This window comes from Pseudomonas petrae, assembly GCF_021728295.1.
GTDB lineage: Bacteria > Pseudomonadota > Gammaproteobacteria > Pseudomonadales > Pseudomonadaceae > Aquipseudomonas > Aquipseudomonas petrae.
In genome coordinates this window covers 209420-229993 of sequence record NZ_JAKJXE010000009.1, presented here as the reverse complement: position 1 = coordinate 229993, position 20574 = coordinate 209420, and the positions used below count along the sequence as shown (strand labels likewise).

Annotated in this window: 20 protein-coding genes and 1 riboswitch; of the genes, 17 read left to right on the top strand and 3 right to left on the bottom strand. The window is 62.4% G+C overall.

Annotated elements, in window-relative coordinates:
- The first annotated feature begins 8 nt into the window (after window positions 1-8).
- The 15 genes from L4G42_RS17710 to L4G42_RS17640 all read left to right on the top strand — a co-directional run bounded on the left by L4G42_RS17710 (window position 9) and on the right by L4G42_RS17640 (window position 13657).
- Window positions 9-782, top strand: a complete 774-nt coding sequence (locus L4G42_RS17710) for an NAD-dependent deacylase (RefSeq protein ID WP_237259903.1) — start codon at window positions 9-11, stop codon at window positions 780-782.
- 66 nt (window positions 783-848) lie between these two features.
- On the top strand, window positions 849-1538 hold the full coding sequence (locus L4G42_RS17705; protein WP_237253640.1) for a C40 family peptidase: 690 nt from the start codon (window positions 849-851) through the stop codon (window positions 1536-1538).
- An 87-nt stretch (window positions 1539-1625) separates the two neighbouring features.
- Window positions 1626-2162, top strand: a complete 537-nt coding sequence (locus tag L4G42_RS17700) for a C40 family peptidase (protein WP_237253639.1) — start codon at window positions 1626-1628, stop codon at window positions 2160-2162.
- Window positions 2163-2696: 534 nt separating this feature from the next.
- Window positions 2697-2922, top strand: a riboswitch (cobalamin riboswitch).
- Between the two features lie 107 nt (window positions 2923-3029).
- Window positions 3030-3641 carry a cob(I)yrinic acid a,c-diamide adenosyltransferase gene (gene cobO, locus L4G42_RS17695; RefSeq protein ID WP_237253638.1) on the top strand — a complete coding sequence of 204 codons (612 nt, stop codon included), beginning with the start codon at window positions 3030-3032 and terminating at the stop codon, window positions 3639-3641.
- Window positions 3638-4939: a cobyrinic acid a,c-diamide synthase CobB gene (locus L4G42_RS17690; protein WP_237253637.1), complete on the top strand. Its 1302-nt coding sequence runs from the start codon at window positions 3638-3640 to the stop codon at window positions 4937-4939. Before cobO ends, L4G42_RS17690 begins: the two co-directional genes overlap by 4 nt.
- A gap of 10 nt (window positions 4940-4949) precedes the next feature.
- Window positions 4950-5600, top strand: a complete 651-nt coding sequence (gene bluB / locus L4G42_RS17685) for a 5,6-dimethylbenzimidazole synthase (RefSeq protein WP_237253636.1) — start codon at window positions 4950-4952, stop codon at window positions 5598-5600.
- Entirely contained in the window at window positions 5597-6505 is a 909-nt protein-coding gene (gene cbiB, locus L4G42_RS17680) for an adenosylcobinamide-phosphate synthase CbiB (protein WP_237253635.1), read from the top strand. The genes bluB and cbiB overlap by 4 nt, the downstream gene beginning before the upstream one ends.
- The gene (gene cobD, locus L4G42_RS17675) at window positions 6498-7490 is read left to right on the top strand and encodes a threonine-phosphate decarboxylase CobD (RefSeq protein WP_237253634.1); all 993 of its coding nucleotides are present in this window, start codon (window positions 6498-6500) and stop codon (window positions 7488-7490) included. The genes cbiB and cobD overlap by 8 nt, the downstream gene beginning before the upstream one ends.
- Window positions 7487-8956 (top strand): cobyric acid synthase, encoded by a 1470-nt coding sequence (locus tag L4G42_RS17670; protein WP_237259904.1) that lies wholly within the window; start codon window positions 7487-7489, stop codon window positions 8954-8956. The genes cobD and L4G42_RS17670 overlap by 4 nt, the downstream gene beginning before the upstream one ends.
- Window positions 8956-9477, top strand: coding sequence for a bifunctional adenosylcobinamide kinase/adenosylcobinamide-phosphate guanylyltransferase (gene cobU / locus L4G42_RS17665; protein ID WP_237253632.1), 522 nt, complete (start codon window positions 8956-8958; stop codon window positions 9475-9477). The genes L4G42_RS17670 and cobU overlap by 1 nt, the downstream gene beginning before the upstream one ends.
- Window positions 9474-10526 (top strand): nicotinate-nucleotide--dimethylbenzimidazole phosphoribosyltransferase, encoded by a 1053-nt coding sequence (gene cobT, locus L4G42_RS17660; RefSeq protein ID WP_237253631.1) that lies wholly within the window; start codon window positions 9474-9476, stop codon window positions 10524-10526. Before cobU ends, cobT begins: the two co-directional genes overlap by 4 nt.
- Entirely contained in the window at window positions 10523-11095 is a 573-nt protein-coding gene (gene cobC, locus L4G42_RS17655) for an alpha-ribazole phosphatase (RefSeq protein WP_237253630.1), read from the top strand. The genes cobT and cobC overlap by 4 nt, the downstream gene beginning before the upstream one ends.
- The gene (locus tag L4G42_RS17650) at window positions 11096-11833 is read left to right on the top strand and encodes an adenosylcobinamide-GDP ribazoletransferase (protein WP_237253629.1); all 738 of its coding nucleotides are present in this window, start codon (window positions 11096-11098) and stop codon (window positions 11831-11833) included.
- Window positions 11834-12055: 222 nt separating this feature from the next.
- Complete coding sequence (locus tag L4G42_RS17645) at window positions 12056-13003, top strand: GlxA family transcriptional regulator (protein WP_237253628.1); 948 nt, start codon at window positions 12056-12058, stop codon at window positions 13001-13003.
- Between the two features lie 102 nt (window positions 13004-13105).
- The gene (locus L4G42_RS17640; RefSeq protein WP_237253627.1) at window positions 13106-13657 is read left to right on the top strand and encodes a glutathione peroxidase; all 552 of its coding nucleotides are present in this window, start codon (window positions 13106-13108) and stop codon (window positions 13655-13657) included.
- A 110-nt stretch (window positions 13658-13767) separates the two neighbouring features.
- Here the strand turns inward: L4G42_RS17640 and L4G42_RS17635 are convergent, their stop codons facing one another.
- The 3 genes from L4G42_RS17635 to L4G42_RS17625 all read right to left on the bottom strand — a co-directional run bounded on the left by L4G42_RS17635 (window position 13768) and on the right by L4G42_RS17625 (window position 16197).
- Entirely contained in the window at window positions 13768-15063 is a 1296-nt protein-coding gene (locus tag L4G42_RS17635) for an OmpP1/FadL family transporter (protein WP_237253626.1), read from the bottom strand.
- A gap of 139 nt (window positions 15064-15202) precedes the next feature.
- The gene (locus L4G42_RS17630) at window positions 15203-15694 is read right to left on the bottom strand and encodes a hypothetical protein (RefSeq protein ID WP_237253625.1); all 492 of its coding nucleotides are present in this window, start codon (window positions 15692-15694) and stop codon (window positions 15203-15205) included.
- A gap of 278 nt (window positions 15695-15972) precedes the next feature.
- Window positions 15973-16197 (bottom strand): hypothetical protein, encoded by a 225-nt coding sequence (locus L4G42_RS17625; protein WP_237253624.1) that lies wholly within the window; start codon window positions 16195-16197, stop codon window positions 15973-15975.
- A gap of 1078 nt (window positions 16198-17275) precedes the next feature.
- On the opposite strand from L4G42_RS17625, the gene L4G42_RS17620 reads away from it, so the two are divergent.
- Both L4G42_RS17620 and L4G42_RS17615 read left to right on the top strand, forming a co-directional pair.
- The gene (locus tag L4G42_RS17620) at window positions 17276-18640 is read left to right on the top strand and encodes a DNA recombination protein RmuC (protein ID WP_237259920.1); all 1365 of its coding nucleotides are present in this window, start codon (window positions 17276-17278) and stop codon (window positions 18638-18640) included.
- A gap of 363 nt (window positions 18641-19003) precedes the next feature.
- Entirely contained in the window at window positions 19004-20455 is a 1452-nt protein-coding gene (locus L4G42_RS17615) for an NCS1 family nucleobase:cation symporter-1 (RefSeq protein ID WP_237260978.1), read from the top strand.
- Window positions 20456-20574 lie beyond the last annotated feature (119 nt).

Here is a 20574-nt window from a genome sequence, read left to right as displayed (position 1 = left end):
GCGCGCCCGTGGTCGATCCGGCCCTGGTCCTGCAAACCGCAGCGGCCTTGCGCCACGCCACCCGGATTTTGATTATTACCGGTGCCGGCCTTTCAGCGGATTCGGGTCTGCCGACCTATCGCGGTGTCGGTGGTCTTTACAACGGTGAGACCGACGACGGCCTGCCCATCGAAATGGCCTTGTCCGGCCCTATGCTGCGTCGTGATCCCGCACTGTGCTGGAAGTACATCGCACAATTGGGCAGCGCTTGCTTGGGCGGACGTCCCAATGCGGCGCACTACGCCATCGCGGAACTGCAGCGGCGCAAGCCGGAATGCTGGGTGCTGACGCAGAACGTCGACGGCTACCATCGCGCGGCGGGCAGCCCGTCAGAACGGCTGATCGAGATTCACGGCCAGTTGGCGCCGCTCTACTGTCAATCTTGTGGCGCCGAGGATCCGCAGCTGAGTGAGCATCTCGGTCAACCACTGCCACCGCTGTGCCCCCGCTGTACTGGCGTTCTGAGGCCATCGGTGGTGTTATTTGAGGAGATGCTGCCAGAGTTGGCATTGAACGTGCTTCAGGAAGAGATGGCAAAAGGCTTTGACGCTGTGCTCAGCATCGGAACCACCGCCAGCTTCCCGTACATTCATGAGCCTATGCTGCGCGCTCGGGTGATGGGAGGCTTTATTGCAGAGATAAACCCTTCGCCGACCGATCATTCCGCGCACATGGATGCGTTTCTGAGGTGTAGAGCCTTAGAAGTGATGGACGACATCGTAAGTCACATTTGTTTCGATTGAATTTGCAAATGGGTACGATTGAAGGCATAGTCTCGGCTTCTTTACACTTCAGCCACGGTCGTGCACATGCTAAACCGCTTCGCACCCCTCGTGCCTCTCGCACTCGTTACGCTGTTGTTCGGCTGCGCGGCCCAGATGCCGACGTCGCAACAACAGTCGCAAAGCCCCCAGTTCCGGGACTCTGCCACCGCCCAATCCGCCAGTAAGCGCGCAGATTACGCCACTTCCGTACTGGATGACGAAGTCGCTACCGAAGACGAACTCGCTCAATTTGCCGACAACAAGCCGTACCGCTTGCCGGTTCTGGCTGACAGCATCCTCGAGCGCGGCAAATCCTTGATAGGCACTCGCTATCGCTTCGGCGGCACCTCGACCACCTCTGGTTTCGACTGCAGCGGTTTCATCGGTTACCTGTTCCGCGAAGAGGCGGGCATGAGCCTGCCGCGTTCTTCCCGCGAAATGATCAACATCGATGCCCCTCTCATCAAACGCAATGACCTGAAGCCAGGCGATCTGCTGTTCTTCAGCACCGCTGGCCGCGGCCGCGTCAGTCATGCGGGCATCTACCTGGGGGATGACCAGTTCATCCACTCCAGCAGCCGTCGCAGCGGTGGTGTCCGTGTCGACAGCCTCGACGATGCTTACTGGGCCAAGACGTTCATCGAAGCCAAGCGCGCGCTGGCCATGGCACCTTCAACGGTACCTGAAACCACCACTGCGATGACCTCGACTACACTCAAGCGCCAACACCGTTAACCCCGGGCGCGCAAAGGGCCTGATCCTCTTGCGCGCGACCCCGGCTCTCGGCAAAGTAAGCTGCACCCCGCACAGGTTGTCGTGTTTATGTCGTTAACGGTTCGCCTGATCGTCGCCTCTCTGGCTGTGCTGCTGGCCGCATGCTCCAGCACTCCACCGCCCGCTCCACGCAAGGTTGTCTACCGGCCTGTAGTGTCCGCTCCTCCCCAGTTTTCTTCACCGCTCGCCGACGACGTCCTGTTGCGCGCGATCGGCCTCGTTGGCACGCCCTATCGCTGGGGCGGCAACACGCCTGATTCGGGTTTTGATTGCAGTGGCCTGATCGGCTACGTCTACCACGACGCCGCCGGTATCACCTTGCCGCGATCGACGCGTGAAATGATCACCCTGCGCGGGCCTGACATCGATCGCAGTCAGTTGCAGACCGGTGATCTGGTGTTCTTCGCCACCAGCGGCGGCTCGAACGTCAGCCACGCCGGCATCTATGTGGGGGAAGGGCGGTTCGTCCACGCGCCGGCCACCGGCGGCACGGTCAAACTCGACAGCCTCGACAAGCCGTATTGGCAAAAAGCCTGGCTGAATGCCAAGCGCGTCATCCAGCCATCGAATCTGGCGAAGCAGTAGCTGCTCCTGAAGCAATGTGTTCAAACGCTGTCGGCGGGCGAACACATAACCGGCAGCACACATCCCATTAGCGGCAAGCACACTCCTGCGCAGGAGCCGGCTTGCCGGCGAACCCGATTCATCCCTCACCGACGATGTGACTGCCCGGACGCCTTCGCCGGCAAGCCGATATCTACGGATTGTGTGTACGCCACAGATTATGGGCGTTACCGAGATCATTGTAAGAGCGCGCTTGCCCGCGAAAGATTTTGCCTGTGACACGTCGGTCGCCTGAACCACCGTCATCGCGGGCAAGCGCGCTCCTACAATGGGCGTGGCTTACCGACGATCCGCATTGGGCGCAAAACCTGCGGCAGCAAGCTTGCAGGCGAATGCATTCGTGCAGACGCTGCAATGTCGTGTGGCCCGACGCCTCCGCCAGCAAGCCGGCTCCTACGGTTTCACGTTTCAAACAGTGGTCAAGTGGGATCTGATTTTTCGCACGCACTCGCCAGGTGCGATCCCTTGATTGACGCTCCCGAGTCAACCCTCTAACCTTCGCGCCATGTTTCAGGTGCCCGGGACTTCGTTGGTCCACAGGGTGAAACAGGGAAGCCGGTGCGATTGCTCGTGCGATCAATTCCGGCGCTGCCTCCGCAACGGTAAATGAGTCAAGGCCACGCACAATGCCACTGTGTTCGCTGAACATGGGAAGGCGCCTGGCCTGCCACGGTTGTGGCAACTCATGAGTCCGGAGACCGGCCTGATCCATCGAACAGCATCACGGAGGGCGATGCTCTGCTGCAGGCCGGGCCTTGTCCGGTGCCTGCTGACAGTCTTTGCCTGTGCCCTCCGTTTGCCACACCTGCCCTCAAGCGGAGAGCTGAGATGAGCGAATCCCCCGAACGTGACGAACGCCACCTGGCGCGCATGCTGCGCAAAAAGGCGGTGATGGACGAGCGCATTTCCAGCGCGCCAAATGAATGCGGGTTGCTGCTGGTCTTGACCGGTAACGGCAAAGGCAAAAGCAGCTCGGCGTTCGGCATGCTCGCCCGCGCCATGGGCCACGGCATGCAGTGCGGCGTCGTGCAGTTCATCAAAGGCCGCCACAGCACCGGCGAAGAGCTGTTCTTCCGCCGCTTCCCCGAACAAGTGCGTTACCACGTGATGGGCGAGGGCTTCACCTGGGAAACCCAAGACCGCCAGCGTGACATCGCCGCCGCCGAATCCGCGTGGGCCGTGACCCGGGAAATGCTCAAGGACCCCTCCATCGGGATGGTCGTGCTCGATGAGCTGAACATCGCCCTCAAGCACGGCTATCTGGACCTGGAGCAGGTGCTGAGCGACTTGCAGGCGCGGCCGCCGATGCAGCACGTGATCGTCACCGGTCGGGGGGCGAAGCAGGAACTGATCGACCTCTCCGACACGGTTTCCGAGATCGGCGTGGTCAAGCATGCCTTTCAAGCCGGCATCAAGGCGCAGAAAGGCATCGAACTGTGAGTGAGCGCCAACCCCGGCACTGCCCGGCAGTATTGATCGCCGCCCCCGCGTCCGGTCAGGGCAAAACCACCGTCACCGCCGCACTCGCCCGTTTGCATCGCAATCAGGGCCGCAAGGTGCGCGTGTTCAAGTGCGGGCCGGACTTTCTCGACCCGATGATTCTCGAGCGCGCCAGCGGCCATCCGGTGTACCAGCTGGACATGTGGATGATCGGCGAGGACGAAAGTCGTCGTCTTTTGTGGGAAGCCGCTGCTGATGCCGACCTGATCCTCATCGAAGGCGTCATGGGCTTGTTCGACGGCACGCCCTCCAGCGCAGACCTGGCCCGGCGTTTCGGCGTGCCGGTGCTGGGCGTGATCGACGGCACGGCCATGGCCCAGACCTTCGGCGCACTGGCGTTGGGATTGGCGCGGTATCAGCCGAACCTGCCGTTTGCCGGCGTGCTGGCCAATCGGGTCGGTACGGTGCGCCATGCGCAGTTGCTGGAAGGCAGCCTGACCGAAGGCCTGCGCTGGTACGGCGCGCTGTCGCGTGAAACCGGCATTGAGCTGCCCAGCCGGCACCTCGGCCTGGTGCAGGCCAGCGAATTGAATGACCTGGACATGCGCCTCGACACTGCTGCCACCGCGCTGGCCAGCACCTGCGACGCCACGTTGCCGCCGGCCGTGACCTTCACTGCCCCCGAGTTTGTGCCGGCTGAACCGCTGCTGGCCGGCGTGAAAATCGCCATCGCCCACGACGAGGCGTTCGCGTTTTTCTACGGCGCCAGCCTCGACCTGCTACGGGAGATGGGCGCCGAACTGTCGTTCTTCTCGCCTATCCGCGACCGGGAATTGCCCGACGTCGACAGCCTGTATCTGCCCGGCGGCTACCCGGAATTGCATCACACGGCGCTGGCCGAAAACCACAGCATGCGCGCCGCGATTCGCGCGCACCACGCCGCCGGCAAACCTCTGCTCGCCGAATGCGGCGGCATGTTGTACCTGCTCGATGCCCTGACCGATGTCGATGGCCAGCGCGCCGAAGGGGTGGGCTTGCTCAAGGGCGAAGCCGTGATGCAAAAGCGTCTGGCAGCCCTGGCCCTGCAATCGGTCGAACTGCCGGAAGGCACCCTGCGCGGCCACACCTATCACCACTCCCTGACCAGCACCGAGCTGACCCCCATTGCCCGCGGCCTCAGTCCCAATGGCGGGCGCGGCGCCGAAGCGGTCTACCGCGAAGGGCGCATGACCGCGTCGTACGTCCACTTTTACTTCCCCTCGAATCCCCAGGCGATGGCGGCGCTATTTTTGCCATGAGCCCGCTCCTATGACTGACCACACCTTCACCGACCACGAACGCGCTGCCGTTTACCGCGCCATCGCCGAGCGTCGCGACATGCGCCACTTTTGCGGTGGCTCGGTCGCGCCGGAGTTGCTGGCTCGCCTGCTCGAAGCCGCGCACCATGCGCCGAGCGTTGGTTTGATGCAGCCGTGGCGCTTCCTGCGCATCACCGACCCGGCATTGCGCGGGCAGATTCAGGCGCAGGTGGAGGAGGAGCGCATTCGCACTGCCGAAGCCTTGGGCGAGCGGTCTGACGATTTCATGAAGCTGAAGGTCGAGGGCATCAGCGACTGCGCCGAGGTATTGGTCGCCGCGTTGATGGACGATCGCGACAAGCACATCTTCGGCCGCCGCACCTTACCGGAAATGGACATGGCTTCACTGTCGTGCGCGATCCAGAACCTCTGGCTGGCGGCGCGTGCCGAAGGCCTCGGCATGGGCTGGGTATCGTTGTTCGATCCCCAGGCCCTGGCCGATTTGCTGAAGATGCCAACCGGTTCAAAACCCCTGGCGATTCTGTGCCTGGGCCCGGTCAAGGAATTCTACCCGGCGCCAATGCTGGTGCTGGAGGGCTGGGCGCAGCCACGTGCGCTGCAAGCGCTGGTCTACGAGAACACATGGGGAGTGATTGCATGAGTGTGGCGTTATTGAGCGTCGCCGGGGTCGCGCTGGACGCGTTGCTCGGCGAGCCAAAACGAAACCACCCGCTGGTGGCGTTCGGCCGTTTTGCCGAGCGCATCGAACAGCGCCTGAACGCCGCCGGCCGAGGCTGGCGCAGCCATGGCGTGACCGCATGGTTCATCGCCGTGGTCCCGCTGACGCTGATCGCGACCTTACTCAGCTGGCTGCCGTTGATTGGCTGGCTGGTGGAAGTGTTGGCGCTGTACTGCGCTTTGGGTCTGCGCAGTCTGGGTGAGCACGTCGAGCCTGTCGCCCAGGCGCTGCGCAGCGATAATCTGGACGAAGCGCGTCGGCGGGTCGGCTATCTGGTCAGTCGCCAGACGTCGGAGCTGGACAGCACCGAAGTGGCCCGCGCGGCCACTGAATCGGTGCTGGAGAACGGCAGCGACGCGGTGTTCGCGGCGATCTTCTGGTTCGTCGTGCTGGGCGCGCCGGGCGTCGTGCTCTACCGCCTGAGCAACACCCTCGACGCCATGTGGGGCTATCGTAACGAGCGCTTCGAACGCTTCGGCTGGGCGGCGGCAAAAATCGACGACCTGCTCAACTACATTCCGGCCCGCCTGGTGGCCTTGACCTACGCGCTGCTGGGCAACACCCGACTGGCCCTGCGCTGCTGGCGCACCCAGGCACCGAAGTGGGACAGCCCCAATGCAGGCCCTGTGATGGCCGCGGGCGCCGGTGCGCTGGGCGTCGAACTGGGTGGCCCGGCGATTTATCACGGCGAGCTGCATGAGCGTGCGACGCTGGGCGAAGGCGTGCCAGCGGACGCGGACGCCATTGATCGCGGCTGGCAACTGGTGCAGCGCGGCGTGTGGCTGTGGTTGCTGATCTTGTGTCTGGGGACAGAATTCTATGCTTGAACACGGCGGCCGGTTGCGTGGCGCAGTCCTGAAGTACGGCATCGATGAGGCGGACTGGCTCGACCTGTCCAGCGGGATTTCACCGTGGTCGTGGCCGATCCCGGCGATTCCTGATGCGGCGTGGGCGCGCCTGCCGGAGACCGATGACGGCCTGGAAGCCGCCGCCCGCCGCTATTACGGTGCCACGGACGTGCTGCCGGTGGCCGGTTCCCAGGCGGCGATTCAAGCGCTGCCAAGTCTGCGTCAGGCGGGCAAGGTCGGCGTGTTGTCGCCGTGCTATGCCGAACACGCGGAGGCCTGGCGCAGTACCGGCTTTCTGGTGCGCGAGGTGCTGGAGCATGAAGTCGAACGTTTTATCGATCAGCTTGACGTGCTCGTGGTGGTCAACCCCAACAACCCCACCGGCCTGAGCCTTGCGCCCGAACGCCTGCTGGAGTGGCATACCCGGCTGGCCCAGCGTGGCGGTTGGCTGGTGGTGGACGAAGCGTTCATGGACAACACGCCGGAGCTGAGCCTGGCGGCTTACACCCAGCGCGCGGGGCTGATCGTGCTGCGCTCGTTCGGCAAGTTTTTTGGGCTGGCCGGTGTGCGCCTGGGCTTCGTGCTGGCGGAGCCGCGCTTTCTCAAAGTCATGGCGCGGCAGATCGGGCCCTGGTCGGTCAGCGGGCCGACGCGCATTCTCGGTCAGGCCTGTCTCAACGACGTGGCCGGGCATCAACGTCAGCGCCAGCGCACTGAACAGGCCAGTCAGCGTCTGGTCGATGTGCTCACTCGCCACGGTTTCGCGCCCAAGGGCGGATGCGCGCTGTTCCAGTGGCTGATCACGCCGCTGGCGGAAGAACTTCACGCATTCTGCGCACAGCGGGGCATCCTGCTGCGGATCTTTACTCACAACAGCAGCCTGCGTTTCGGCCTCCCCCGCGAAGAAGCCGACTGGCAGCGTCTGGAACAGGCGCTGAGCGAATTCTCCCGGGAGCGCCCATGAACATCGGCAAAACCCTGATGGTTCAGGGCACCACGTCCGACGCTGGCAAAAGCACCCTGGTGACGGCGCTGTGCCGCTGGCTGACCCGCCAGGGCGTGCGCACCGTGCCGTTCAAGCCGCAGAACATGGCGCTGAACAGCGCGGTGACCGCCGACGGCGGCGAGATCGGCCGCGCCCAGGCCGTGCAAGCCCAGGCCTGTGGCCTTGAGCCGCACACCGACATGAACCCGGTGCTGCTAAAGCCCAACAGCGACACCGGCGCGCAAGTGATCATTCACGGGCGCGCCGTGACCACCATGAACGCCGTCGCGTACCACGATTACAAAGCCATCGCCATGCAAGCGGTACTGGCCTCGCACCGCCGCCTCAGCGAAGGCTGGCCGGTGGTCATGGTGGAAGGCGCCGGATCGCCGGCCGAGATCAACCTGCGCGCCGGTGACATCGCCAACATGGGCTTTGCCGAAGCGGTGGATTGCCCGGTGCTGCTGGTGGCGGACATCAATCGCGGCGGGGTTTTTGCCCATCTGGTCGGCACGCTGGAGTTGCTTTCGCCCAGCGAGCAGGCGCGGGTCAAAGGCTTCATCATCAATCGCTTTCGCGGCGACATCGCCCTGTTGCAGCCCGGTCTCGACTGGCTTGAACAGCGCACCGGCAAACCAGTGGTCGGCGTGCTGCCCTACGTGATGGACCTGCATCTTGAGGCCGAGGACGGTCTCGATCAGCGTCAGACCGACAAGGCCGAGCAGGTGCTCAACGTCATCGTGCCGGTCTTGCCGCGCATCAGTAATCACACCGACTTCGACCCGCTGCGCCTCCACCCTCAGGTCAATCTGCAATTCGTCGGGCCGGGGCAGGCGATTCCTGGCGCTGATCTGATCATCCTGCCCGGCTCGAAAAGCGTGCGCAGCGATCTCGCCTATCTGCGCGCCAATGGCTGGGACACCGCCATCAGCCGCCACCTGCGTTACGGCGGCAAAGTGCTGGGCATCTGCGGTGGCCTGCAAATGCTTGGCGAGCAATTGCATGACCCGCTGGGGCTGGAAGGCGCGGCCGGTTCAAGCCCGGGCCTGGGGTTGTTGGCCCTGAGCACGGTGCTGGAAGAAGAAAAACAACTGCGCAACGTCAGCGGTCGCCTGACCCTCGAAGACGCCGACGTCAGCGGCTATGAGATTCATGCGGGCGTGACCACCGGCGCGGCGCTGGAACGTCCACTGGTCCAGCTCGCCGACGGTCGCTGCGATGGCGCGCGCAGCCCGGACGGCCAAGTGCTCGGCACGTACCTGCACGGACTGTTCGAGAATCCTGCGTCGAGTAGCGCTTTGCTGAGATGGGCCGGGCTGCAGAATGTGCAGTCGGTCGATTACCACGCCCTGCGCGAGCGCGACATCGAACGCCTGGCCGATCTGGTCGAAACCCACCTGGACGGCACATTGCTGCGTGAACTCTGCGGCCTGGAGCAACCCTGATGCTGCAATTGATCCTCGGCGGTGCGCGCTCCGGCAAAAGTCGGCTGGCCGAAAAGCTCGCCAGCGCCAGCGGCCTCGACGTCATCTATATCGCCACCAGTCAGCCGCTGGATGGCGAAATGAACCAGCGCGTCGCCTTGCACCGCCAGCGTCGGCCGGCTGAATGGGGACTGATCGAAGAACCCGTCGAGCTGGCCCGCGTGCTCCGGGAAAACGCCGGGGAGGGCCGCTGCCTGTTGGTGGATTGCCTGACCCTGTGGCTGACCAATCTGTTGATGCTCGACGATCCGCAGCGCCTGGCACAGGCGCGCGATGCTTTGCTCGATGGCCTGGCTGAACTGCCGGGCGAAATCATTTTTGTCAGCAACGAAACCGGGCTGGGCGTCGTGCCCCTCGGTGAGCTGACCCGTCGGTATGTCGATGAAGCCGGCTGGCTGCATCAGGCGCTGGCCGAACGTTGCCATCGCGTGGTGTTCACCGTCGCCGGACTGCCCATGACCCTGAAAGGACCCGCACTATGAGTAACGCCTGGTGGCTCGCGCCTGCCCGAGAAGTCGATCGCGCCAGCCGCGAAGAAGCGTTGGCCCGTCAGCAGCAGTTGACCAAACCCACCGGCTCTTTGGGTCGGCTGGAAGACGTCGCGGTGCAACTGGCCGGCCTGCAGGGTCGCCTGAAACCGAAGGTCGATGAGGTCTGGATCGCGATTTTTGCCGGTGACCATGGCGTCGTCGCGGAAGGGGTTTCGGCTTACCCGCAGGCGGTGACCGGGCAGATGCTGCACAACTTCATCATGGGCGGCGCGGCCATCAGCGTGCTGGCCCGACAACTGTCCGCGCAGCTGGACGTGGTCGATCTGGGCACGGTTGCGCCGCTGGACCTGCCGGGCGTGCGTCACCTCAATCTCGGCCTTGGCACCGCGAATTTTGCCCAGGGCCCGGCCATGAGTGAGGCCCAACTGCACGCTGCGCTCGAAGGCGGTCGCGACAGCGTGTTGCGCGCCAAGGCAGCGGGCGCCGAGCTGTTCATCGGCGGCGAAATGGGCATCGGCAACACCACCGTCGCCAGCGCGCTGGCGTGCGCGTTGCTCGATTGCCCCGCCGCCTCGCTGGTCGGCCCCGGCACCGGTCTGGATGCCGAAGGCGTGAGCCACAAGGCCCAAGTGATCGAGCGGGCCCTGCGGCTGCATGCCGACGCCGTCGGTGACGCGCTGGCCAGTCTGCGCGCCCTCGGTGGTTTTGAAGTGGCGGCGCTGGTTGGCGCGTACCTGGCGTGCGCGCAGGAGGGCATTGCAGCGCTGGTCGACGGCTTTATCTGCTCCGTGGCGGCGCTGGTGGCGGTGCGCCTCAATCCTTCGTGCCGGGAGTGGCTGTTTTTCGGCCATCGTGGCGCCGAGCCGGGCCATCGCCTGGTGCTGGACGCGTTGCAGGCCGAGCCGTTGCTGGAACTGGGATTGCGTCTGGGCGAAGGCAGCGGCGCTGCGCTCGCGGTACCGTTGTTGCGTCTGGCCTGTGAGCTGCATAACGGCATGGCGACCTTCGCCGAAGCCGCCGTGGCAGACCGCCCGGCATGACGTTGCGTCTGGACCTGCTGCGCCATGGCGAAACCGAATTCGGCGGCGGCCTGCGCGGCAGCATCGACGACGCGCTGACCGACACCGGCTGGCAGCAGATGCGTGCGGCGGTGGGTGATCGCGCCCCCTGGGACCGCATCGTCAGCTCGCCGCTGCAGCGCTGCGCGCGTTTCGCCGACGAATTGGCTGAGCGCTTGGGCTTGCCCGTCGAACTGGCGCCCGATCTTCAGGAATTGCACTTCGGTGACTGGGAAGGCCAGAGCCCCGCGCAATTAATGGAAACCGATGCTGCCGGGTTGGGGCGGTTTTGGGAGGACCCGTACGGGTTTACGCCACCCAACGGCGAGCCGGTCCAGGCGTTTGCCACCCGCGTGTCGGCCGCTGTTGAGCGGTTGCAGCGGGCGTATGACGGACAGCGCGTTCTGCTGATCAGTCATGGCGGGGTGATGCGTCTGTTGTTGGCCCGCGCCCGCGGTCTGCCTCGGGAGCAATTGTTGCAGGTCACGGTGGCCCACGGCGGTATGTTCGGCCTCGTTGTGCAGGCCGACGGTGAGTTGACGGAGGTTTAAATGCTGCCGTTCTGGATCGCCTTGCAGTTCCTCAGCAGCCTGCCGGTTCGCCTGCCGGGCATGCCGACGCCCCAGGAGTCGGGGCGCTCGCTGCTGTTTTACCCGCTGGTGGGGTTGCTGTTCGGCGTGATGTTGATGGCGCTGAATCATCTGCTCGACGGCGCGCCGATGCTATTGCATGCCGCTTTGCTGCTGGCGGCGTGGGTGATGCTCAGCGGAGGGCTGCACCTGGACGGCCTGGCCGACAGCGCGGATGCCTGGCTCGGTGGTTTTGGCGACCGTGAACGCACGCTGACCATCATGAAAGATCCGCGAAGCGGCCCGATCGCGGTGGTCACGCTGGTGGTGGTGTTGCTGTTGAAGTTCAGCGCCGTGCTGGCGTTGATTGAAGCGCACACGGGCGTTGGCCTGCTGCTGGCCCCGGTGATCGGCCGCGCGGCCATGCTGGCGCTGTTTCTGGACACGCCGTATGTGCGCGCCGGCGGGCTGGGCCAGGCGCTGGCCGATCACCTGCCGCGCAAGACCGGGATGCGGGTGCTGGCGGCGGTGGCGGTGGTCTGCGTGCTGATCGGTGGCGGGGTGGCAGCGTGGGTATTGGTTATTGCAGCGTGCGGGTTCTTCTGGCTGCGCCGTGTGATGATGAAACGTCTGGGCGGTAGCACCGGCGACACCGCCGGCGCGATGCTCGAACTGCTGGAAACGTTGGTGCTGGTCACATTGGCGCTCATGTGCGATTGATGCAGCATCCTGCCTCTGACGTGCGGCGCAGGAGCGTGGCTTGTCCCGCGATCTGCCGGGAACCGGCAGCAAAATCCTGCGCTGCGGTTTGCCAGGCAATTCGCGTAAGCAGACTTGCTGCCGCTGCGCGCCAGATCGCGGGACAAACCACGCTCCTACAACCCGCTACGCTGGTTAATCGAGGACTTATCCATCGAGTTCCGGAACGGCCGGAGAGGTGTCATGCATAGCGTTGCGCTGGTGGTGTACCCGCAATTTCAGTCCCTTAGCCTGTCGGTCGGGTCCGTGCTGACCTGCGCGAACCTGATGCAGGGCGAGGCGGCGTACTCCTTTCATCTGGTGTCCGAGAGCGGCGGGGCGGTCATGTCGTCCGAAGGCTTCTCGGTCAACACCACGCCATTGCAGCCCGAGGGTTACGACACGATCATCGTCAGCGGCTACATGGACCTGCAATTGCCGACCCCCAGCCTGCTTGAGTTCGTGCGTACCGCGTCCGCTCAATCGCGGCGGGTGGCGTCGCTGTGCACGGGCGGTTTTGTGCTGGCCGAAGCGGGCCTGCTCGACGGCAAGCGCGCCACCATGCACTGGATTCATGCCCCCGAGTTTCGCAAGCGCTACCCGAACGTTCGCGTCGAAGACGACAAGCTGTTTACCGTGGACGGCCAGATCTGGACAGGTGCGGGCATGAGCGCTGGCCTCGACCTCGCGCTGGCGATGGTCGAGAACGACCTCGGCGCCGACATTGCCCGGCAGGTCGCGCGCAAGCTGGTGATCTATCAACGTCGCGGCAGCGAGCATTCCCAGTTGTCGACGCTGCTGGAGTTGGACCCCAAGTCCGACCGCGTGCAACTGGCGCTGGCCTATGCCCGCGAGAACCTCAAAAGCGATCTTTCAATAGACGCACTGGCGGCCATCGCCCGGTTGAGCCCTCGTCAGTTCAGCCGGGTGTTTCGCGAGGAAACCGGCCAGACCCCGGCAAAAGCCATCGAATGCCTGCGGGTGGAAGTGGCCCGGGCAATGATGGAAACCAGTCGGCACCCGATCGAAGTGGTCGCCCGGGAAACCGGCTTCGGCGATCGGGAAAGAATGCGCCAGGCGTTTCTGCGCAACTTCGGCGAACCGCCCCAAGCCATGCAGCGAGCCTTCACGGCGACCGACAAAGCCAGCTAACTCTCATGGCCGACTTTTCGTGGCGCGCTAGGCATTCGTCGCGCGGCGGAGTAGCGTAGCGGCAGCCCCACATTTCCTGCCCGCTCTTGAATGGACGTCGCCATGGCCTTTCGCTGGATTCACGCGCCTCTGCTATTGCTTGCCCTCAGTGGCGCCGCGGCGGCCGCCGATTGCCCGCCACTTCTGCAGGGGGACCTGCCCAAGCTGCGGGCGAAACAGGATATCGACCTGTGTAAACAGTTCGCCGGCAAGCCGATGCTCGTGGTCAATACCGCGAGCTTCTGTGGCTTCGCTCCGCAGTTCAAAGGGCTTGAAGCACTCAACCAGCGCTTCAAGGGCGAGGGGCTTGAAGTGCTCGGCGTGCCCTCGGACGATTTCCTGCAGGAATCCAAAGACGCTGCCGAAACCGCCAAGGTCTGCTACGTGAACTACGGCGTCACGTTCACCATGACCGAACCGCAGCCGGTGCGTGGCGCCGACGCCATCAACCTGTTCAAGGTCCTCGCCAGGCAAAGCAGCGCGCCAAGCTGGAACTTCTATAAATACGTGGTCGACCGCAAAGGCAACGTGGTTGCCAGCTTCTCCAGCAAGACGACACCGGACGATCCCGAGCTGATTTCAGCCATCGAGAAGGCCATCGCCTCCAAACCGTAAAAACTCGCTGACGCAAAGCAGACCGGTCACAACGAAAAACCCCGCAGCCATCGCTGGCTGCGGGGTTTTCTGTAGGGCGGACAGGTGATGTGCCTGTCCCGCCCACTGCATCAGAAGCGGTACGTCATGCCCACGCCGAAACCGTTGGCGCTGTTGTCGTACTTGGCGTTGTAGCTTTGACCCAGAGCGTTCGAGTCGGCGACCTTGACCTTCTCTTCCTGCAAGTAGGAGTAAGCCACATCGATGGTGATGTCGTCGGTCGGGCTGTAACCGGCGCCCAGGCTGAAGATCGTGCGATCGCCCGTCGGGATGCGCGGCGAGCGGTTCTCGTTGTTGGTCGGCGACTGGTCGAACGACAGGCCGGTACGCAACACCCACTGCTTGTTCAACTGATACGACGTACCCACGGCGTAAGCCCAGGTGTCGTGCCAGTTCTGCTCTTCGCTGATGGTGCCAACCAGTGTCTGAGTGGCGTCGCGGCGAGACACCGGCGTGATACCGGAGTTTTTAACGGTGATGTCTTCCAGGCGGCTCCAGCGTGTCCACGTTGCACCGGCGTACAGCTTCCAGGCGTCGTTCATTTTCTGAGTGACGGAGAAGTCGACGGTTTCCGGTGTATCGATGTTCAGCTTGGCGTCATAGCGACCGCCCGGCAGGATGGCCGAAGGCACGCCTGCGCCCGGGGTCACTTCGGTGTGGCCTTCGAGCTTGTAGGTCACTTTGGAGTGGTAGGTCAGGCCGACGCTGGTGGTGTCGGTGGCTTGCACCAGGATACCGGCGTTGAAACCGTAACCGACGTCATCACCCTTGACCTGCACGCGGCCGTCGCCGGTGCGGGCACCCAGCAGCGGGCTGACATTGAGTGCCGATTCCAGTGCACCGGAAATACGGTTGATGGTCGGACCGAAACCGATCGACACCTTGTCATTGAATGCGTAGCTGACGGTCGGCTGGAAGGTCACGACCTTGACGATGCTCTTGCTGCCGAAGTTGCGGCCCTGAAAGTTGTCTTCGTAGTCGGTGACCAGGCCGAATGGCGCGTAGACACCAAAGCCGAACGCCCAGTGTTCGTCGACCGGGTTCACGTAGAAGCCCATCGGCACGGCGATGAAAGGCACCATGTCGCCTTTGTTGGAACCGGTGCTGCGGCCGCTGGTGTCGGTGATGTCGGTGGAGGCATCGATCGCGGCAACCCCCACGGTCGCCTGCGCGCGCTTGAGGCGCGACATGCCGGCCGGGTTGCCGTACACGATGCTGGCGTCATCGACAGAGGAGGTACGGCCCGCAAAACCGGTCCCCATGCCGCTGATGCTTTGCTCGTTCAGGGCAAAACCGGATGCAAAAATCTGAGTGGAGGCAAGAGTGATGGCGAGACTGAGGCTGGATTTGATCATTGTTTTTTTCATTGTTAGAACTCCTTGTTGATCACCGCGCGGAAATTACCAATATTTCTGCCCACGCGCCATAGCCTGGATCAGCCGATTTAGAGCGGTTCTTGTAGGACAATCCTGAAAGTTCGCGGCTTTTTCGTTCGATACCAATCGGTCACGAAATGGCTGTCGAGGGCTGAAACAGCGGACTGACCCATGTTTGCCAGGCCGAGGTGAAATCCTGCAGCTGACCGCCGGGTTGAAATATCTCGCGCCACATTTGCGCCATGGCCAGAGAGTCATCTGCATCAGGAAGCGAAATATGGCTGGCTTCGACCATTAACCAGGCGATGGCAGTCGAGTAACGCAGGTTGACGGTCAGCTCCAGATCGGGCCCTGTCAGGAACGCATGCTGGCTGGCCAGGCCTCGAACAAGGCTGGCAAGGTCCGGATCGCGGGCGAGGTATTCGTCCCAAAGCCGGCGGTGCTGGGTGTCGGCAATGCTGTAAAGCCCGTGGCCGCGCGGGTTGTCCAGCTCGGCGCCTAGCGCGGACTGGCTGGCGGCGACGCCCAGCAGCAGGGATTCGGCGGCTCGATTGTGTCGGCCGAGGTAGATGAGCGTCGGGCGGATGACATAGCGACACAGTTCACTGGCGGCGATTCCCATAACACCCTCGGGGAGTTGATGAGTCGGCGGACCCTGGCGCTTGGCAGCAGGGATGGAGTGGGCCCACCGGCAGCGACCTGAGCCGCTGACTTGAAGTGTAGTGTGATATTTACGGTGTAAAGGTCTGTTTTAGCGGTAGTTCCCACGCAGCTTGAACAGGGTGACTGGCATTCATTACTGCATCTGTCGCTTTTTATGTAAGTAAAACAGATACAAAAAAGCCCCACCGTTATCGGGTGAGGCCTTGTCGATGCAGCGTTATTTGCCGACGGACGGTATCAGGCAACCAGGGCCTGACGCGTACGGTCGATCACAGCCTGCAGCGGAGCATCGCTGGAGTATTGATCCGGGTACAAACGCTCGCTATGGCGGGCGATACCGTGCTCGTTGACGATGGTGAAGCTGAAGCAGCCTTTGCGTGCTGCCATGATCAGGCAGTCCATTGGAGCAAAAGCGTTGGTCAGTGTACGAATAGCATTTTGAGTCTTGATATGAGTAGTCATGTTAGGGGTGTTTCCTGAATCGACACGCAATAAGAGGCGTGCAAAATAAAAACGTTCCAGTAAACGCGGACCGATGCTCGAATGTGAGTCAGGGGCAGGGCGCAGAACCTGTCTGGAACAAAAGCAGCCAGTTGAGCGCATTTGAAATGTGGCGCGGGGCTGACTGGTAGGTACTTAGGAGGGCAGGCAACACAACGCGAGCTAAGGTTCGATGCTCGAGGTGAAGATCCTGATCAATTTGCAGGCTGGTTGAGGAGAGCATGAATATTCTGCACACCCCTCCGTTGTGACGGCAGGTTGTGTGAGTTCATGTCTGGAAACCATCGAGGTGATCGATCCCTTTTTCCAATCCGTTCGCTCAGTTGGCGAACCGGGGTTGGGGGATTTGTTCGATCAGAATTGACTTTCAGCTTGGTACTAACGGCGGCGATGCTAATGGAATTGCACGGACAAGGCAAGTGCTGATTTGCAATCAAGCGAGAGTGTGGCGTAACGCGGGGCGAAAGAGATTACATCATATTGAGCGGAAAGGGTGGCCCCGTGCCTTATTCCGGCGAATTTTGAGCGGCTGCCATGGCTGTTGAAACAGGCTTATAAGCGGACGAAATCAACTTGTGCACATTGCGAAAGGTATCTGTCATGTCACTGTCACGTCGTCCGCTAACCGCTTGATTTAATGCAGCGAATTATTAAGTCAATGAAAACCATCGTTTTTTTACGCTGGTGAAAAAATCGTCAGTTTGAACGCAGGCCCCATTCTACGTGCGTTTGCGAGAGCTTAAGGTGTGTTGTCCACTGAGTTATCCACAGGTTCTGTGGATTGTCCCAAGCGTCGGCTCTATCACGCCGCTCTTGAAGCATCCGCTAGCGTTTTTGTCTTCGCCAGGCACAGTTTTACCCGGATCGGACGTCGAGCTCGCTTCTGCGCATAATGCTGTCTGCATGAACGTCGGAGTCTGGATTTATGGTGTTTGAGTTAACCAGCCTGTTGCTGGGTTTGGCGGTGGCTGCGGTGCCTTTGTTGGGGCTGGCGTGGCAGTTGCAGCGGCGTCTGGCGCACCGCGAGGCGGATGCCGCGTTGCTTGATGAGCGCTTGAGTAACGCGCAGATGGCGCAGGATGGGCTCAATGCGCAGCTCGACGCCAGCCGCGACGAGATCAGCGATCTCGCCCAGGCCAATGCGGTCAAGCAGGCGGACCTGGCAGCACTGCGCCGGGAAGTGGAGTTGCTGCGCCAACAGCATGAAGGCGCGCGCGAGGCCCAGGAAGACTGGGGCCGCGAACGGTCCTCCAGAGAGGCCGAGCTGCGCCGACTCGATGCCCAGTGCGCATCGCTTGGCGCCGAGCTGCGCGAACAGCAGGAAAGTCACCAGCAGCGCCTCACCGACCTGCAAGGCTCCCGCGATGAGCTGCGTGCCCAGTTCGCAGAGCTGGCCGGCAAGATTTTCGATGAGCGCGAGCAGCGCTTTGCCGAAACCAGTCAGCAGCAGTTGGGGCAGTTGCTCAACCCGCTGAAGGAACGCATCCAGTCGTTTGAAAAGCGCGTTGAAGAAAGTTACCAGAACGAAGCACGCGAACGCTTCTCTCTGAGCAAGGAGCTGGAGCGCTTGCAGCAGCTCAACCTGCGCCTGAGCGACGAAGCGAACAACCTGACCCGTGCGTTGAAGGGGCAGAAGACCCAGGGCAACTGGGGTGAACTGATTCTGGAACGGGTGCTCGAGCATGCCGGTCTTGAAAAGGGCCGCGAGTACCAGACCCAGGTCAGCCTGAAAGGCCCCGACGGCGAGCGCTTCCAACCCGACGTTCTGATCATGCTACCCGGCGACAAGCAGGTCGTTGTCGACGCGAAGGTCAGCCTGACTGCCTATCAGCAGTACGTGTCGGCTGACGATGAAGTGATTTCCCAAGCGGCGCTGAAGCAGCACGTGCTGTCCCTGCGCAATCACGTCAAAGGCCTCTCCGGCAAGGACTACAAACGCCTTGAGGGGCTCCACAGTCTCGATTTCGTTTTGCTGTTCGTGCCGATCGAAGCGGCGTTTTCTGCAGCGTTGCAGGCCGAGCCGAATATGTTTCAGGAGGCGTTCGATCGCAACATCGTCATCGTCAGCCCGACCACGCTGCTGGCAACGCTGCGGGTCATCGACAGCCTGTGGAAGCAGGAGCGGCAAAGCCAGAATGCTCGGGAGATCGCCGAGCGGGCAGGGTGGCTCTACGACAAATTCGTGCTGTTCATCCAGGACCTGGACGAAGTCGGCAACCGCCTTCAGCAGTTGGACAAGGCCTACGGCGCCGCGCGCAACAAGCTCGTCGAGGGGCGCGGCAATCTGGTCAGCCGTAGCGAACAGCTCAAGCTGCTGGGGGCGCGCGCCAGCAAGAGCCTGCCGGCGGATCTGCTGGAACGGGCGATGACTGACCCTGATGGACTGGCTCAGTTGCCGGAGTGATCCGGGGCTGTTTCTTACGAGGATGCGATAGCACGCGGGCTTATAAGTTGGAACAAAGCTCGCGGTGATCGTATACACATTTTCCCTCTCCCTTTTGCCCGTCTGCTGCCCGATAAAAATGCACCGACATTGATCACGATGCACTGCCAGCAAACGCGGCGTCTGCAGTCCCCCGTATTCAAATCTAAAATTCCGGCGTCTTCGGTTGCTGGATACCCGCTGTTTTGGCGCCTTGCCAGCGGTTTGGGTCGGTCATGGCACGCATTCTGCCTCTCGCTTCGTATACAACCCACACTCGCTCCCGTACGCAGTGTGTGAACGTGTGCTGTCGGGAGCCGGTTCGTCCTTAAAGGGAGAAATGCGATGACCGAGCCATTGCCGAAGGGCTACAGCCCCCGCCTGTACAACGAGGATCTGGGCCCCGTGCCGCAGAAATGGACCTGGTACAACATTTTCGCGTTCTGGATGAGTGACGTGCACAGCGTCGGCGGCTACGTCTTCGCCGCCAGCCTGTTCGCCCTTGGGCTGGCGAGCTGGCAGGTGCTGATCGCGCTGCTGTTGGGCATCTGCATTATTCAGGTGATCGCCAACCTGCTGGCCAGGCCGAGTCAGCAGGCGGCCGTGCCGTATCCGGTGATCTGCCGTCTCGCCTTCGGCGTGTTCGGTGCGAATATTCCTGCGGTCATTCGCGGCCTGATCGCGGTGGCGTGGTACGGGGTGCAGACGTATCTGGCCTCAAGCGCGCTGATCATCGTGGTGCTGCGCTTCTTCCCACAAATGTCGGTCTACGCAGAGCCGCAGTTTGCGGGTTTGTCTTACCTCGGTTGGTTCGGCTTCCTCGCGCTCTGGGTGGTACAGGCTGCAGTGTTCTGGACCGGGATGGACTCGATCCGGCGCTTCATCGACTGGGCGGGCCCTGTGGTCTACGCCGTGATGTTCATCCTGGCGGGCTGGATTGTGTGGAAGGCGGGCTGGGCCAACATCAGCTTTACCCTCTCCGAGAAATCGCTGACCGGCTGGGAGGCGGTTTCCCAAGTGATCATGGCGACCGCGCTGGTGGTGTCCTACTTCTCCGGGCCTACCCTCAACTTTGGCGACTTCAGCCGCTACTGCCGGAGCATGTCCGAAGTGCGTCGCGGCAATTTCTGGGGCCTGCCGATCAACTTTCTGGCCTTCTCGCTAGTCACCGTCGTGATCGTTTCGGGGACGTTGCCGGTGTTCGGCGAGATGCTGCATGACCCGATCGCCACCGTAGCGCGCATCGACAATGACGTCGCTGTACTGCTCGGCGCATTTGCCTTCGTAACCGCGACGATCGGCATCAACATCGTCGCCAACTTCGTGTCGCCGGCGTTCGACTTCGTCAACGTCGCCCCCAGCAAGATCAGCTGGCGAGCAGGCGGGATGATCGCGGCGGTGGCGTCCATCTTCATCACGCCCTGGAATCTGTTCAATAACCCTGCCGTCATCCATTACACGCTGGACATGCTGGCAGCATTCATCGGACCGTTGTTCGGCATCTTGCTGGTGGACTATTACGTGATCAAAAAACAGCAGATCGACGTCGACGCGCTATTCAATGATGGGCCGACCGGGCGCTACTGGTACACCGGCGGGGTGAACTACACGGCGGTCAAGGCGCTGCTCCTCGCGACAGTGGCGGGCATTGCAATCACCTTCATCCCGGCGTTGCAGCCGATGGCCAACTTTGCATGGTTTACAGGATGTTTCCTCGGTGGCGGGCTGTTCTATCTGTTCGCCAGACGCCGTCAGGCCCACGAATGCGCGGCGTTGACGCCCGTGGTAGCAGGTTGACGGCCCTGCCGTTTGTCGCGTGAAGTCTTCGGATGTGCGATTTGCAGTGTCACAACGTCATGTAAGGCAAAAAAATCCTGCCGCGACACTCGGTAGCAGGCGTAAAGTGCGCCTTAGCA

Excerpts from the sequence above, each read along its gene's own strand:
- L4G42_RS17705 (WP_237253640.1), top strand. The coding sequence starts at position 849 with ATGCTAAACCGCTTCGCACCCCTCGTGCCTCTCGCACTCGTTACGCTG.
- L4G42_RS17700 (WP_237253639.1), top strand. The coding sequence starts at position 1,626 with ATGTCGTTAACGGTTCGCCTGATCGTCGCCTCTCTGGCTGTGCTGCTG.
- cobO (WP_237253638.1), top strand. The coding sequence starts at position 3,030 with ATGAGCGAATCCCCCGAACGTGACGAACGCCACCTGGCGCGCATGCTG.
- bluB (WP_237253636.1), top strand. The coding sequence starts at position 4,950 with ATGACTGACCACACCTTCACCGACCACGAACGCGCTGCCGTTTACCGC.
- cbiB (WP_237253635.1), top strand. The coding sequence starts at position 5,597 with ATGAGTGTGGCGTTATTGAGCGTCGCCGGGGTCGCGCTGGACGCGTTG.
- cobD (WP_237253634.1), top strand. The coding sequence starts at position 6,498 with ATGCTTGAACACGGCGGCCGGTTGCGTGGCGCAGTCCTGAAGTACGGC.
- L4G42_RS17670 (WP_237259904.1), top strand. The coding sequence starts at position 7,487 with ATGAACATCGGCAAAACCCTGATGGTTCAGGGCACCACGTCCGACGCT.
- cobU (WP_237253632.1), top strand. The coding sequence starts at position 8,956 with ATGCTGCAATTGATCCTCGGCGGTGCGCGCTCCGGCAAAAGTCGGCTG.
- cobT (WP_237253631.1), top strand. The coding sequence starts at position 9,474 with ATGAGTAACGCCTGGTGGCTCGCGCCTGCCCGAGAAGTCGATCGCGCC.
- cobC (WP_237253630.1), top strand. The coding sequence starts at position 10,523 with ATGACGTTGCGTCTGGACCTGCTGCGCCATGGCGAAACCGAATTCGGC.
- L4G42_RS17650 (WP_237253629.1), top strand. The coding sequence starts at position 11,096 with ATGCTGCCGTTCTGGATCGCCTTGCAGTTCCTCAGCAGCCTGCCGGTT.
- L4G42_RS17645 (WP_237253628.1), top strand. The coding sequence starts at position 12,056 with ATGCATAGCGTTGCGCTGGTGGTGTACCCGCAATTTCAGTCCCTTAGC.
- L4G42_RS17640 (WP_237253627.1), top strand. The coding sequence starts at position 13,106 with ATGGCCTTTCGCTGGATTCACGCGCCTCTGCTATTGCTTGCCCTCAGT.
- L4G42_RS17635 (WP_237253626.1), bottom strand. The coding sequence starts at position 15,063 with ATGAAAAAAACAATGATCAAATCCAGCCTCAGTCTCGCCATCACTCTT.
- L4G42_RS17630 (WP_237253625.1), bottom strand. The coding sequence starts at position 15,694 with ATGGGAATCGCCGCCAGTGAACTGTGTCGCTATGTCATCCGCCCGACG.
- L4G42_RS17625 (WP_237253624.1), bottom strand. The coding sequence starts at position 16,197 with ATGACTACTCATATCAAGACTCAAAATGCTATTCGTACACTGACCAAC.
- L4G42_RS17615 (WP_237260978.1), top strand. The coding sequence starts at position 19,004 with ATGACCGAGCCATTGCCGAAGGGCTACAGCCCCCGCCTGTACAACGAG.